The sequence below is a fragment of the Halomonas pelophila genome, from assembly GCF_040196315.1.
GTDB lineage: Bacteria > Pseudomonadota > Gammaproteobacteria > Pseudomonadales > Halomonadaceae > Halomonas > Halomonas pelophila.
The window spans coordinates 58,833-71,935 of record NZ_JBEGCI010000010.1 but is presented as its reverse complement, the minus strand read 5'-3'; the positions used below and the strand labels follow the sequence as shown (position 1 = coordinate 71,935).

Sequence of the window (13,103 nt, the reverse complement as noted above, 5' to 3'; positions counted from 1 at the left end):
TAGCACTCTCCGGCAAGCGTCGGGCGCGACCCTCCAACGGGACGCCATCTCATGATCCTGCCGCGCCTGCGCGACCCCTACTTCAATTATCAGCATCGACGCAAACTCTACGTGTTGCGCATCGTGCTGGCCCTCTGCGTCACCTTTACCCTCATCGAAGCGTTCACCATCCAGCACAGCGGCTGGGCCCTGGTCAGCACCATCATGGTGATGGGCAACCTTCCGCACATCGGCGGCGTGCTCGACAAGGGTCGACAGCGCCTGCTGGGCACCGTGCTCGGCGCCAGCGTCGGTCTGCTGCTGATCATGCTCCCGCTGCCCTGGCCCTACCTGGTGCCCCTGGGTGCCCTCGCCGGCATCGCCGTCGCCACCTGGCTGACCTTCGGCAACCGGCACGGCTACAGCGGCCTGATGTTCGCCATCAGCCTGCTGCTGGTGATCGGCGGCGGCCAGCAGGAGCTCGATATCGCGCTATGGCGCGCCTTCGACGTGCTGCTCGGCACCCTGGTGGGCATCACCGTCACGGTCCTGGTGCTGCCCCAGAAGGCCACCGACATGCTGCGCTTCATGCTGGCCGACAACCTCGACCGCATGGCCCGCCTCTACCATGCCCACACCACCGCCACGGCCGCTCACGACATCGACGCCCGCGAGCTGCTCAAGGCCACCAGCAGCCTGCTGGTCAAGCAGCGCGGCCTGGTGGATGCCATCCACCGCGAGCGACGCCTGACCCGCCACGAGCTGGACGACCTCATCTCGCTGCAGCGGCGCATGCTCTCCACCATCGAGCTGCTGCTGGAGACCCACTGGAACAGCCGCGACGGGCACGAGCTCATCGAGGCCATGGAGGGTCTGCGCGAGCAGCAACACACCCTGGCCCGCGGCATCGGCACCCTGGCCTTCCAGGTGCGCACCGGCCGGCCGGTCGATGTCACCATCACCCCCTTCGCCCTGGAGCGACACGCCGAGCTCGCGGCCAACGCCCGGGCCAGCGACGGAAGACGGCTCTTCAGTCCCGGCGGCTACCTGTGGCTCAATCGAGAGCTGGCACGACTCACCGACGACCTGACCCGGCGCCTCGGCGACCTGGATCGCCTGCCCAGCCGGCGACTGCGCCGCCGAGCCCCCCACCACGGCCTCACCGACGCCCGCTCGGCCGCCGTGGACCATCATGAGAGAAGGAAAGGCAGATGACGGACGGCAAGCATGACGTGCTGGTCATCGGCGGCGGCGTCGCCGGACTGGTGCTGGCACTCGAGGTGGCCGACCATCGCCGCGTCACGCTGCTGCGACCGGCCAGCGACGACCAGGGCGCCAGCCGCTGGGCCCAGGGGGGCATCGCCGCGGTGCTCTCCCCCCAGGACGACATCGAGGCCCACGTCGCAGATACCCTGGTGGCCGGCGATGGCCTGTGCGATGAGGCCGCGGTGCGCTTCACCGTCGAACAGGGCCCGGCCGCCATCGAGTGGCTGCTGTCGCTGGGCGTGCCCTTCACGCCGGATGCCAGCCCCGATGCCGGCTATCCCTATCACCTGACCCGGGAGGGGGGCCATGGCGCCCGGCGCATCATCCATGCCGACGACGCCACCGGCCGTGCGGTGGTCGAGACCCTGCGCCAGCACGTGGATGCCCACCCCCGGATCACGCTGCGCGGCGATCTCACCGCCATCGGCCTGATCGGTGACGCCCAGGGCCACTGCCGGGGCGCGCGCTGCCTCGACGGCGCGAGCCGGGTACACGAACTGCTCGCCGCCGATACCGTGCTCGCCACCGGCGGCGCCAGCGGCCTCTACCGCCACACCACCAGCCCCCAGCCGGCCAGCGGCGAAGGGATGATGATGGCCGCGGAGCTCGGCGCCGAACTGATGAACCTGGAGTTCCAGCAGTTCCATCCGACCTGCCTCTACGATCCCGACGGCCCGGCCTTCCTGATCAGCGAGGCCGTGCGCGGCGAGGGCGGCCAACTGCTCAATGCCGCCGGCGAACGCTTCATGCCGGGCATCGATCCCCGCGCCGAACTGGCGCCCCGGGACGTGGTCGCCCGGGCCATCGATGCCGAGATGCAGCGCACCCACACCGATCACGTCTTCCTGGATATTCGCCACCTCGGCGAGACCGCCATCCGCCAGCACTTCCCGACCATCCACGCCCACTGTGCGGTGCGGGGACTGGACATCGCCCATCAGCCGATCCCGGTGGTGCCGGCCGCTCACTACAGCTGCGGCGGGGTGAGCACCGACCTCGAGGGCGCCACCACGGTGCCACGCCTTTACGCCATCGGCGAGGTCGCCTGCACCGGCCTGCACGGCGCCAACCGCATGGCCAGCAACTCGCTGCTCGAATGCCTGGTGTATGCGCGCAGCTGTGCCCGGGGACTGCGCGAGGCAGCGCCAGGCTCGGCGGCCGAGCTGCTGCCGGCGCGTTTCGGCGATCGCGTGGAGACCCGGGACACCCTCACCATCATCCGCGAGGCGATGCGCCAGCTGATGAGCGCCCGAGTGGCGATCGTGCGCACCGACCAGGGCCTCGACGAGGCCGCCAGGGAACTGGCCCAGCTGCACCGGGATCTGGCCCTGCGGGTCGAGGAGGCCGCCCCGTCGGTGGCGCTGTCGAACCTCTGGCACGCCCTGCGCCTGGCGCGTCTTACCGTGGCCTCGGCGCGCGCGCGGCGCGAGTCCCGCGGGCTGCACTACAACCCCGGCTGTGCGATCCACGGCGACCCCGACCCGCACCCCTCGCGCATCTTCCTGACGGACCTCGAGGCAAGCTGACACTTCTCGAAGCGCCGCCGCGCTGAAGAGAGGAAAGACGCCTCGAGGCCCCTGTTGGGTTCACACGGCTAGGGCAGCGGCAGCAGCTCCCGGCGTAGCCGGCGAAGGGATTCGCCGTCGCTGCTGTCCGGCCACAGCCACAGCCGACGCCCCTCGATCCAGAGCCCGATCAGCCAGGGGCCGAGGTAATCGCAGCGCAGGCTGACCGGACGCCACGCCTCTTTGGCGTGATCGCGCCAGGCGGCGCTCGTCTCGCCCGCCGCCGTCGGCGTGAGGCGCAGCTGACCCGCCCGGCGGCGACGCGCCACGGAGGCCATCACCCCGGCCAGCAGGCTCACCGCCAGGGCGCCTGCCCAGGGAGTGGTCGCGATGATCACCAGACCGGCGACCGTGGCGGCCACCAGCCCCTGAGTCGCGAGCGCAACTCTAGAGGTTGCGATAGTGATCGTTGTCGGTGGTCTCGGCATGCTCGACGATCAGCTTGACGATGCGGCGCCTCGCCGGGTCCTCGGGCCATTCACGGCGCATCAGCCAGACGAACAGGTCCTGATCTTCCTCGTCGATCAGGGCCCTGAACGCCGCCTGGTCCGCCTCGTCCAGATCACCGTAGCGCTGCTCGAGGAAGGGAATTAGCAGCAGGTCCAGCTCCCACATGCCACGACGCGAGTGCCAATAGAGGCGTTTGCGCAGGGCGGCTTCCGGAGACGAATCGTCGTTCAAGGTCGGCCTCGTTGGGTCGGATGGATGTGGCAGCAGTATACCCGAGCCCCCTGCCCGGCGGCAGCCCGCCTGCGGTCCACGCTCCCCAGGTTCGGCAAAAGGTCGTAGTGCGTTGTTTTATCGAGACTTGCCCAGTATGCTTTGGAAAAACAACAACGCCCGGATCACGCCGACCCCGGCAGGACCGCACGGAGACGAGTCGATGACCAAGTCCGAACTGATCGAGCAGATCGCCATGCGACAGCCGGAGCTGTCGGTGAAGGAGGTCGAGGCGGCGGTACGCCTGATCCTCGATGACATTACCGACACCCTGGCCGAGGGAGGACGGGTGGAAATTCGCGGCTTCGGCAGCTTCTCGCTGCACTACCGCGAGCCCCGAGTGGGCAGAAACCCCAAGACGGGGGAACCGGTCGCACTCGACGGCAAGTTCGTGCCACACTTCAAGCCCGGCAAGGAGCTGCGCGAACAGGTGGATGCCAGCCGCGCACTCGGCTACTGAACGGCGTCCAACGATCGCCGTCCCTCCTTCAACCGACACGGGAACATTGCACATGCGTTGGCTCAAAGGCCTGATCCTGGCCATCATTTTGTTGGCGGTGCTGCTGATCGGCATCCTCTTTGCCGTCAACAACCAGCAGACCCTGCCCCTGAACCTGATCTGGATCGAGTTGCCCGCCGTCTCGCTCTCCGTCTGGCTGCTGGCCTCGCTGACCGTAGGCGTGCTGCTCGGGATGATCGCCATGAGCGGCGTCTACCTGCGCCTGCGCACCCTGCTGACCCGCGCCCAGCGGCATAACCAGCAGCAGCGCAAGGAGCTCGATCGTCTGCGCGTCCAGGAGATGAAGGAACTCCCCTAGATGCCCGATGTTCTCCTGCTGGCCCTGTTGGTGGTGGCGATCGCCGCCGGCTGGTGGCTGGGCCGGCGGGAACGCCGAGTTAGCGGCGCCGCCTCCGCGCCGCCCTCCCTGGCCAGGGACTACTTCGTCGGCCTCAACTACCTGCTCAATGACCAGCAGGATCAGGCCATCGAGACCTTCATCGGTGCGCTGGAGGTTAACAGCGATACCGTCGAGACCCACCTGGCCCTGGGCAACCTGTTCCGCAATCGCAGCGAGGCCGACCGGGCCCTGAAGATCCATCAGAACCTGCTCGCCCGGCCGACGCTGACCACCGATCAGAGCGAGCGCGTGCAGCTCGAACTCTCCCGCGACTTCCTGGCCCTCGGCCTGCTCGACCGCGCCGAACGCCTGCTGGAGGGCCTGGTGCGCGATGCCCAGGATGACGAACTGCGCGGATCGGCCAGGCGACTGCTGATCGACCTGCTCGAACGCGAGCGCGAATGGCAGGCGGCACTGGACGTGGCGTTGCCCAAGCTGGTGCGCCAGCACGACGACATCCGCCGCGCGGCGGCCCACTGGCTCTGTGAGCTGGCCGAGGAGGAGCGCCACTCGGCAAGCCCCGTGCTGGCCAGGCGTCACCTGCGTCAGGCGCTGGCCACCGATGCGCGCTGCGTGCGCGCCAACCTGTTGCTGGCCGCCATGGCCCAGGACACGGGTCATTACAAGCAGGCCATCAAGCTACTGAGACGCCTTCCCGAGCAGGACGCCACCTACACGCCGCTCATGCTCGAGCCCCTCGCCCATGCCTATCGGCTGCTGGACGACGAGGAGGGGCTGATCCGCTGCCTGCGCGAGCTGCTCGACCAGGTGCCCTCCACGGCCGTGATCAGCCTGTTGGCCGAGACGCTCTACCACCAGGGGCATGATCAGGACGCGATCGCGCTGATCCGCGAGCAGCTCGAACGACAGCCGAGCCTGGCCGCGATTCACCAGCTGCTGTCGCTCTCGCGGCGCCACGCGCGGGAGGAGGACGAGCGCATCGAACTGCTCGAGCGCCATACCCTGGCCCTGGTCCGCGCCCGCCCTCGCCACCGCTGCCGGCGCTGTGGCTTCGCCACCGAGACCCTGCACTGGCAGTGCCCCCGCTGTCGCAACTGGGGCACCATGCAGCCGATCGACGCGCCCGACGAGGGCTAGGCCGGTCTCAGCCGGCGGCCAGCTCCGCTTCGATCGCCGCCAGCGCCGCCATGGGATCCTCCGCCTGGGTCACGGGCCGCCCCACCACCAGATGGGTACTGCCGGCGGCCATGGCCTCGGCCGGGGCCATGACGCGGCGCTGGTCGCCCGCCACGGCGAAGCTCGGCCGGATGCCGGGCGTCACCTTAAGGAAGTCATCCCCGCACAGCGTGTTCAGGCGGCTCGCCTCCTGAGCCGAACAGACCACGCCATGCATGCCGCTGTCGCGGGCCAGCACGGCCAGGCGCTCGACCTGCTCGGCGGGGGGCGCCGATACGCCCACCTCGGCCAGATCCTCGGCCTCCATGCTGGTCAGCACCGTCACCGCGATCAGGTGGGTAGACAGCCCATGATGATCCAGTCGTTCCCGGGCGGCCTCCATCATCCGCCGCCCCCCGCCGGCATGCACGTTGACCATCCACACGCCCTGCTCGGCCGCGGCCTGGACCGCCCCGGCCACGGTATTGGGGATGTCGTGGAACTTGAGATCCAGGAACACCTCGAAACCGCGCCCATGCAGCGCCTCGAGGATATCCGGGCCGCTGCGGGTAAACAGCTCCTTGCCCACCTTGAGCCGGCAGCGTGAGGGATCGAGGCGATCGGCCATGCACAGCGCGGCATCCAGGGAGGCATAGTCGAGGGCGATGATCAGGGGAGAAGCGGTGGACACGGTCGGGCTCCTGGCAGGGTGAAGGAATCGCCCCAGTATATCAGTGATGGCCTACGTCGCAGGTGGGCAAAGACGTCGGCCTCGCCTCCCTGATGGCTGACGCCACGCCGCCGTAATCGCTGACGAGGCGATGGCCCAGGGCGCGCTAGCTTGAAGGAGGCGGGCCGGTGCAGAGCGGCAACGGCTCGCCCCCTCGGACTCAAGGAGAGCCACCATGACCAACGTCCTCAAGACCCGCCTGTCCTGCCTGCTGCTGACGATGCTGCTGGGCCTCGCTCCTCTTGTCGCCAGCCAGGCCCTGGCCCAGGAGATGTCACCGATCGACATCAATGCCGCCGATGCGGCGCTGCTGGCCGAACTCCCCGGCATCGGCCCGAGCAAGGCCTCGGCGATCGTCGAGGACCGCGAGGCCAACGGACCCTACGAGAGCGCCGAGGACCTGACGCGGGTCAGCGGCATCGGTGAGGTCACCGTGGAAGGCCTCGCCGATCAGGTCACCTTCTGATCGACTCGCCTCCACAGAGAAACAGTCACGCCGGTCCCCAAGCGGCCGGCGTGACTGTGCGTGTCCGGCGCGAGCCGTCTGACGAGACGCCCATGACGGAGACACAGCGCCCCCACCCAGCGGAGAGCGCCTAGAGCCGAAGGCCCCCATCGCACTCGATCACCCGGCCGGTGAAGTACTCGTTGGTCAGGATGAAGGCCACGCTCTCGGCGATGTCCTCGGGCTGGCCGAGACGCTTGAGCGGCACGCCCGAGGTCAGCTTCTCGAGCATGTCCTCACGCATCGAGGCGGTCATTTCGGTCTCGATGAAGCCCGGCGCCACCGCACCCACGCGAATGCCGTAGCGCGCAAGCTCCCCCGCCCAGGTGGTGGTCAGCGCCACCACCCCGGCCTTCGCCGCGGCGTAGTTGCTCTGGCCCATGTTGCCGGCCCGCGAGATGCTCGAGATATTGACGATCACGCCCTCGTGACCCGCCTCGATCATCTGCGTGGCCGCCTCCCGGCCGCACAGGAAGACGCCGGTGAGATTGACGTCGATCACCTGCTGCCACTGCGACAGGGGCAGCGTCTTCTCCACCTTGCCGTCCTTCGCCTTGACCAGCAGCCCGTCCTTGACGATCCCGGCATTGTTCACGAGGCCGTGGATCGGCCCCAGCGACGCCAGGATATCGCCGAAGGCCTGCTGCACCGAGGCCTCATCGGCCACGTTGACGATGAAGCCCCGCGACTCGATCCCCTCGGCATGCAGGCGGGAGACGGCCTGATCCAGGGCGTCGCCGTCGAGATCCATCAGGGCGAGGCGCGCCCCCTGGCGGCCCAGCCGCCGTGCCATGGCCAGGCCCAGGCCGCGAGCGCCACCGGTGATGGCGATAACGGTATTGTCGAGTGTCATGTGTGCTTCTCCAGGAGACAGGGACTCGCCCGGTCATAGGCACGGGCCGGCTCTCGAGGCGACCTGGCCGGCCTGCATAACCTTATGACCTTGCGATTGGCGCCACTTTAACGAAGCCTGGAACGATATTCCACGACGCCGTCCTGCCGCCCCGACGGCTTGAATTCTGGCGCCCTGCCCCCATCACCAGCGCAACTGTCATCCGCGGAGCCATCATGCCCTTTCTTCTCATCTTTACCCTCTTCGCCCTGCTCGACTTCGTCATCCTCTTCTCGGTGGGCAGCCATATCGGCCTGCTGACGACGCTGCTGCTGGTACTGGCGACCGGTTTCATCGGCCTGCACCTGATCCGGCGGGAGGGCGTGGCCACCTTCGCCCGCGCCCAGGAGCGCATGAACCAGGGGGAGATCCCCTCGGGTGAGCTTCTGACCGGGGCGGCGCTGATCTTCGGCGGCGCCCTGCTGATGGCGCCGGGCTTTCTCTCCGACGCCCTGGGCTTCATGTGCCTGATCCCCAATGCCCGGCGCCTGCTGGCCAAGTCGCTCACCTGGCTGGGGGTGCGCATGAAGGGGCTGCACGTTCGCGCCGAGACCTATCGTCCGCGCCAGGGCAGCGATGCCGACTGGCAGCAGGCGAGCCCGCAGGGGGACGGCCCGACCGAACATCGGGACGAGCCGGGTAGCGCCGGCGAGGATCGCCCGCTGGAGGGCGACTTCATCTCCCGCGACGAGAGGCGCTGATCGGGGCAAAAAATTTTCACGGTGGCCCTTGAAAGCGCCCTGCCGAGCCCCACCTATCCGACAGCATCGGGATTCGGCCCGGGGAAGTTTCTCGGGCCATCGACAAGGAAGGCGATAACCGCCTCCACCCCGCAGCCCGCCTGCGGGTTGATGATGAAAACCGCCGGACAGTGATGCCGGCACAGCAAACCATCAGGAGAACGTGAGCAATGAACATCCGTCCCTTGCACGATCGCGTCGTCATCCGTCGCGTTGAAGAAGAGCAGAAAACTGCAGGCGGCATCGTGCTCCCGGGCAGCGCCCAGGAAAAGCCGACTCGTGGCGAAGTGCTCGCCGTCGGTAACGGCCGGATCCTGGACAGCGGCGACGTGCGCCCGCTCGACGTCAAGGTCGGCGACACCGTGATCTTCAAGGATGGCTTCGGCGTCGAGAAGCAGAAGATCGACGGCGAAGAAGTGCTGATCATGAGCGAGTCCGACATCCTGGCCGTCGTCGAAGGCTGAGCCGCGACCCGCTAGCAATCGTCCGATACTGACGTTCACGAACTCACAGGAAGCATACGAAAATGGCAGCGAAACAAGTCAAGTTCTCCAGTGATGCCCGCACTCGCATGGCGAAAGGCGTCGACACCCTGGCCAACGCGGTCAAGGTCACCCTGGGGCCGAAGGGCCGCAACGTGGTGATCGAGAAGTCCTTCGGCGCCCCGACCGTCACCAAGGACGGTGTCTCCGTCGCCAAGGAGATCGAACTCAAGGACAAGTTCGAGAACATGGGCGCGCAGATGGTCAAGGAAGTCGCTTCCAAGACCTCCGACGTCGCCGGTGACGGCACCACCACCGCCACCGTGCTGGCTCAGTCCATCGTGACCGAGGGTCTGAAGGGTGTGATCGCCGGCATGAACCCGATGGATCTGAAGCGCGGCATCGACCAGGCCGTCATCGCTGCGGTCAAGGAAGTTGAGGCCCTGTCCGTGCCCTGCACCGACACCAACGCCATCGCCCAGGTCGGCACCATCTCCGCTAACGGCGACAAGCGCATCGGTGAGATCATCGCCGAGGCGATGGAGAAGGTCGGCAAGGAAGGCGTCATCACCGTCGACGAAGGCCGTGGCTTCGAGGACGAGCTGGACGTCGTGGAAGGCATGCAGTTCGACCGCGGCTACCTGTCGCCGTACTTCGTGACCAACCAGGACACCATGGCGGTCGAGCTGGAAGACCCGTACATCCTGCTGGTGGACAAGAAGATCTCCAACATCCGCGAGCTGCTGCCGACCCTCGAGGCCGTGGCCAAGGCCGGTAAGCCGCTGGTGATCATCGCCGAGGACATCGAAGGCGAAGCGCTGGCCACCCTGGTGGTCAACACCATGCGCGGTATCGTCAAGGTCGCGGCCGCCAAGGCGCCGGGCTTCGGTGACCGTCGCAAGGCCATGCTGCAGGACATCGCCATCCTCACCGGTGGCACCGTGATCTCCGAGGAAGTGGGTCTGGACCTCGAGCAGGCCACCCTGGACCACCTGGGCACCGCCAAGCGCGTGACCATGTCCAAGGAGAACACCACCCTCATCGATGGCGCCGGCAACGACAATGACATCGAGGCCCGCGTCAGCCAGATCCGCGCCCAGATCGAGGAGACCTCCTCCGATTACGATCGCGAGAAGCTCCAGGAGCGCGTCGCCAAGCTGGCCGGCGGTGTCGCCGTCATCCGCGTCGGTGCTGCCACCGAAGTCGAGATGAAGGAGAAGAAGGCCCGCGTCGAGGACGCCCTGCACTCCACCCGCGCCGCCGTCGAGGAAGGCGTGGTGCCCGGGGGCGGTACCGCCCTGGTGCGCGTGCTGACCCGTATCGCCGGCCTCAAGGGCGAGAACGAGGACCAGACCCACGGCATCGCCATCGCCGTGCGCGCCATGGAATCCCCGCTGCGCCAGATCGTCACCAACGCCGGTCAGGAGGCCTCCGTCATCCTGAACCGCGTCAAGGACGGTGAGGGCAACTTCGGCTACAACGCCCAGACCGGCGAGTTCGGCGACCTGTTCGAGATGGGCGTGCTGGACCCGGCCAAGGTCACCCGCTCCGCGCTGCAGTCCGCTGGCTCCGTCGCCGGCCTCATGATCACCACCGAGTGCATGATCGCCGACGATCCGGACGAGAAGGATGCCGGTGGCGCCGACATGGGCGGCATGGGTGGCATGGGTGGCATGGGCGGCATGATGTAAGTCGCCCCACCCCCAGGCCTCGCCTGATCGAGACCCCCGCCGGGAGACCGGCGGGGGTCTTTCATTTGTGGGGCCTTACTTGTGTAAGGCCTTACTCGCGCTCGCCGAGCTGGGTACACTCCACCCCCGCTTCTCCCATCCTTCCACTCTCACCCAGACCGGCTCGACATGCTGTCCAATATCCGTATCGTCCTCGTCCAGACCTACCATCCCGGCAATATCGGTGCCTCGGCTCGCGCCATGAAGACCATGGGCCTCACCGACCTGGTGCTGGTCAATCCGCGCTGCTTCCCCGACCCGGAGGCCTCACGACTGGCCGCCGGGGCCGAGGATGTCATCGACACGGCCCGGGTGGTGGGCTCGCTCGCCGAGGCCGTGAGCGACTGCGTACAGGTGGTGGGCGCCAGCGCTCGGCTGCGCAGCCTGCCGCTGCCGCATTTCGATGAGCCGACCGACATGGCCCGTGACGTCGTCGAACAGGCCGCCGACGACCCGGTGGCACTGGTCTTCGGCCGCGAGCGCTTCGGGCTGACCAACGACGAGATCCGCTGCTGCAGCCATCAGGTGAGCATCCCGGCCAATCCGGACTACGGCATCCTCAATCTCTCCCAGGCGGTGCAGGTGCTCGCCCACGAGGTGTTCACCGCCTGGCGGCGGCGCCCGGAGAGCGACTTTCGCCTGGCGCGCCCGAGCCAGGATCGCCAGCCGCCCCGGGAGCAGCTGGGCCACTTCCACGATCACCTGACGCGCGTGATGCAGCGAAGCGGCTTCATCACCCAGCCCCATGCGCGCACCGAGGCACAGCTCCAGGCGCTGTTCGCCCGGGCCCGGCCGTCGCGCAAGGAGCTCTCGCTGCTGCGCGGCCTGCTCGCCTCGCTGGAGCAGCATCTCCCCGACGAGGGGCTCATCGATGACGGGCGCAGCGACGACTGACTCCCTGGCGAATCAGGGGCAGACACAACGACGGCGGCCCGCGGGCCGCCGTCGTCGTTGGTACTCGTCACGCCGAGGGCGCGATCACAGGGTCATCGCCGCCAGCCAGCCGAAGCCGATCAGCGGAATATTGTAGTGCAGGAAAGTCGGCACCACGCTGTCCCAGATGTGATCGTGCTGGCGGTCGACGTTGAGCCCCGAGGTCGGCCCGAGGGTCGAGTCCGAGGCCGGCGAGCCGGCGTCGCCCAGCGCCGCCGCCGTGCCCACCAGCGCCACGGTGGCCAGCGGCGAGAAGCCGAACTGGACCGCCAGGGGCACGAAGATCGCGGCGATGATGGGAATGGTCGAAAACGACGAACCGATGCCCAGGGTGATGAACAGGCCTACCAAGAGCATCAGCAGCGCGGCCAGGCCGCGGTTGTCGCCGATGATCTCGGCGCTGGCGGTCACCAGGGTCTCGACCTCGCCGGTGGCGGTCATCACCGCGGCGAAGCCCGAGGCCGAGATCATGATGAAGCCGATCAGCGCCATCATGCGCATGCCGCTGGTGAACAGATCATCGGCCTCCCGCCACTTGAAGATCCCGCCCAGCGAGAGCAGCGCGAAGCCCACCAGGCCGCCCAGCACCATCGAGCCGGTGTAGAGCTGGATACCCAGTGCCGCGACGATGGCGACGATCGACATCGCCACGCCCAGCGCATGGGGTTCCTGGGCCTCGGGGTGGTGGTGCGGCACGTTGGTCGTGGCCACCTCCGCCGCCTCGTAGTCGCGCGGCTTGCGATAGCTCACGAACAGCGCGAAGAGCAGCCCCAGCGCCATGCCGCCCACCGGCACGCCCATGGCCACGGGCACCATGCCGCGGGTGATCTCAAGGCCCAGCGCCTCGCCGGCCTGGTTGATGTTGGCCAGCAGGATGTCGTTGAGGAAGATCGCCCCGAAGCCCACCGGCAGCAGCATGTAGGGCGCCGTCAGGCCGAAGGTCAGCGCACAGGCCACCGCGCGGCGGTCCAGGCGCAGCTGGTTCATCACCTTGAGCAGCGGCGGGATCAGGATCGGGATGAAGGCGATGTGCACCGGGATCAGGTTCTGGGAGGAGATCGCCACCAGCAGCACCGACCCGACCAGCAGGTACTTCACCGTGGCCTGGCGACTGGCCGAGGCCTCCTGGCCCAGCAGCGAGATCAGCCGGCGCGCCAGCAGGTCGGGCAGCCCCGAGCGCGAGATGGCAACCGCGAAGGCGCCCAGGGTCGCATAGGCCAGCGCCACCTTGGCGCCGCCGCCGACCCCGTCGTTGAACGCCGCCAGCGTTTCGGTGATGGAGAGGCCCCCGACCAGCCCGCCGGCCAGGGCCCCGACCACCAGAGCAAAGACCACAGAGACCCGCGCCAGTGACAGCCCCACCATCACCAGCACCGCAACAATTACCGCATTCATGAGAGTTTCCCGAAAATGGAGTTGGATTCAGACGAGACGGCGCGGGATTTTACCAGATGGCGACCGGCTCTGCCGGCTGCCCACCTCGGGAATGTCATCGCCTGTTCATCGAATCCTCACGGCACTGTCACGGCCATCGGCGATAACGGAG

General features: G+C 67.9%; 15 protein-coding genes. 10 read left to right on the top strand and 5 right to left on the bottom strand.

Annotation, left to right across the window (positions count from 1 at the left end):
- Positions 1–51 precede the first annotated feature (51 nt).
- Positions 52–1,194, top strand: a complete 1,143-nt coding sequence (locus ABE957_RS12275; RefSeq protein ID WP_349758980.1) for an FUSC family protein — start codon at positions 52–54, stop codon at positions 1,192–1,194.
- Entirely contained in the window at positions 1,191–2,771 is a 1,581-nt protein-coding gene (gene nadB, locus ABE957_RS12270; RefSeq protein WP_349758979.1) for an L-aspartate oxidase, read from the top strand. Before ABE957_RS12275 ends, nadB begins: the two co-directional genes overlap by 4 nt.
- Positions 2,772–2,839: 68 nt before the next feature.
- Here the strand turns inward: nadB and ABE957_RS12265 are convergent, their stop codons facing one another.
- Positions 2,840–3,172: a hypothetical protein gene (locus ABE957_RS12265; protein WP_349758978.1), complete on the bottom strand. Its 333-nt coding sequence runs from the start codon at positions 3,170–3,172 to the stop codon at positions 2,840–2,842.
- A gap of 25 nt (positions 3,173–3,197) precedes the next feature.
- Positions 3,198–3,491: an FAD assembly factor SdhE gene (locus ABE957_RS12260; protein WP_089849148.1), complete on the bottom strand. Its 294-nt coding sequence runs from the start codon at positions 3,489–3,491 to the stop codon at positions 3,198–3,200.
- Between the two features lie 202 nt (positions 3,492–3,693).
- On the opposite strand from ABE957_RS12260, the gene ABE957_RS12255 reads away from it, so the two are divergent.
- Genes ABE957_RS12255 through lapB form a run of 3 tightly spaced genes read left to right on the top strand, consistent with a single transcriptional unit; the run spans position 3,694 to position 5,527 of the window.
- Complete coding sequence (locus ABE957_RS12255) at positions 3,694–3,990, top strand: integration host factor subunit beta (RefSeq protein ID WP_040187190.1); 297 nt, start codon at positions 3,694–3,696, stop codon at positions 3,988–3,990.
- 52 nt (positions 3,991–4,042) lie between these two features.
- Positions 4,043–4,348, top strand: a complete 306-nt coding sequence (locus tag ABE957_RS12250) for a lipopolysaccharide assembly protein LapA domain-containing protein (protein WP_349758977.1) — start codon at positions 4,043–4,045, stop codon at positions 4,346–4,348.
- Entirely contained in the window at positions 4,349–5,527 is a 1,179-nt protein-coding gene (lapB, locus tag ABE957_RS12245) for a lipopolysaccharide assembly protein LapB (RefSeq protein WP_349758976.1), read from the top strand.
- A 7-nt stretch (positions 5,528–5,534) separates the two neighbouring features.
- On the opposite strand, the gene pyrF is transcribed toward lapB, so the two are convergent.
- A complete protein-coding gene (pyrF, locus tag ABE957_RS12240; RefSeq protein WP_349758975.1) occupies positions 5,535–6,236 on the bottom strand; it encodes an orotidine-5'-phosphate decarboxylase in 702 nt (233 codons plus the stop codon).
- A 214-nt stretch (positions 6,237–6,450) separates the two neighbouring features.
- Between pyrF and ABE957_RS12235 the strand changes: the two genes are divergently transcribed.
- Entirely contained in the window at positions 6,451–6,741 is a 291-nt protein-coding gene (locus ABE957_RS12235; protein WP_349758974.1) for a ComEA family DNA-binding protein, read from the top strand.
- Between the two features lie 130 nt (positions 6,742–6,871).
- Here the strand turns inward: ABE957_RS12235 and ABE957_RS12230 are convergent, their stop codons facing one another.
- Positions 6,872–7,633, bottom strand: a complete 762-nt coding sequence (locus ABE957_RS12230; RefSeq protein ID WP_349758973.1) for an SDR family oxidoreductase — start codon at positions 7,631–7,633, stop codon at positions 6,872–6,874.
- A 215-nt stretch (positions 7,634–7,848) separates the two neighbouring features.
- Here ABE957_RS12230 and ABE957_RS12225 point away from each other — a divergent pair, with 215 nt between their 5' ends.
- The 4 genes from ABE957_RS12225 (at position 7,849) to ABE957_RS12210 (ending at position 11,518) form a co-directional block, all read left to right on the top strand.
- The gene (locus ABE957_RS12225; protein ID WP_349758972.1) at positions 7,849–8,373 is read left to right on the top strand and encodes an FxsA family protein; all 525 of its coding nucleotides are present in this window, start codon (positions 7,849–7,851) and stop codon (positions 8,371–8,373) included.
- Positions 8,374–8,582: 209 nt separating this feature from the next.
- Positions 8,583–8,876, top strand: a complete 294-nt coding sequence (locus tag ABE957_RS12220; RefSeq protein ID WP_035595572.1) for a co-chaperone GroES — start codon at positions 8,583–8,585, stop codon at positions 8,874–8,876.
- Between the two features lie 62 nt (positions 8,877–8,938).
- Positions 8,939–10,585 carry a chaperonin GroEL gene (groL, locus tag ABE957_RS12215; protein ID WP_349758971.1) on the top strand — a complete coding sequence of 549 codons (1,647 nt, stop codon included), beginning with the start codon at positions 8,939–8,941 and terminating at the stop codon, positions 10,583–10,585.
- A gap of 168 nt (positions 10,586–10,753) precedes the next feature.
- The gene (locus ABE957_RS12210) at positions 10,754–11,518 is read left to right on the top strand and encodes an RNA methyltransferase (RefSeq protein ID WP_349758970.1); all 765 of its coding nucleotides are present in this window, start codon (positions 10,754–10,756) and stop codon (positions 11,516–11,518) included.
- 84 nt (positions 11,519–11,602) lie between these two features.
- Here ABE957_RS12210 and ABE957_RS12205 read toward each other — a convergent pair whose 3' ends face one another.
- Positions 11,603–12,952 (bottom strand): Na+/H+ antiporter family protein, encoded by a 1,350-nt coding sequence (locus ABE957_RS12205; RefSeq protein ID WP_349758969.1) that lies wholly within the window; start codon positions 12,950–12,952, stop codon positions 11,603–11,605.
- Positions 12,953–13,103: the final 151 nt, after the last annotated feature.

Excerpts from the sequence above, each read along its gene's own strand:
- ABE957_RS12275 (WP_349758980.1), top strand. The coding sequence starts at position 52 with ATGATCCTGCCGCGCCTGCGCGACCCCTACTTCAATTATCAGCATCGA.
- nadB (WP_349758979.1), top strand. The coding sequence starts at position 1,191 with ATGACGGACGGCAAGCATGACGTGCTGGTCATCGGCGGCGGCGTCGCC.
- ABE957_RS12255 (WP_040187190.1), top strand. The coding sequence starts at position 3,694 with ATGACCAAGTCCGAACTGATCGAGCAGATCGCCATGCGACAGCCGGAG.
- ABE957_RS12250 (WP_349758977.1), top strand. The coding sequence starts at position 4,043 with ATGCGTTGGCTCAAAGGCCTGATCCTGGCCATCATTTTGTTGGCGGTG.
- lapB (WP_349758976.1), top strand. The coding sequence starts at position 4,349 with ATGCCCGATGTTCTCCTGCTGGCCCTGTTGGTGGTGGCGATCGCCGCC.
- ABE957_RS12235 (WP_349758974.1), top strand. The coding sequence starts at position 6,451 with ATGACCAACGTCCTCAAGACCCGCCTGTCCTGCCTGCTGCTGACGATG.
- ABE957_RS12230 (WP_349758973.1), bottom strand. The coding sequence starts at position 7,633 with ATGACACTCGACAATACCGTTATCGCCATCACCGGTGGCGCTCGCGGC.
- ABE957_RS12225 (WP_349758972.1), top strand. The coding sequence starts at position 7,849 with ATGCCCTTTCTTCTCATCTTTACCCTCTTCGCCCTGCTCGACTTCGTC.
- ABE957_RS12220 (WP_035595572.1), top strand. The coding sequence starts at position 8,583 with ATGAACATCCGTCCCTTGCACGATCGCGTCGTCATCCGTCGCGTTGAA.
- groL (WP_349758971.1), top strand. The coding sequence starts at position 8,939 with ATGGCAGCGAAACAAGTCAAGTTCTCCAGTGATGCCCGCACTCGCATG.
- ABE957_RS12210 (WP_349758970.1), top strand. The coding sequence starts at position 10,754 with ATGCTGTCCAATATCCGTATCGTCCTCGTCCAGACCTACCATCCCGGC.
- ABE957_RS12205 (WP_349758969.1), bottom strand. The coding sequence starts at position 12,952 with ATGAATGCGGTAATTGTTGCGGTGCTGGTGATGGTGGGGCTGTCACTG.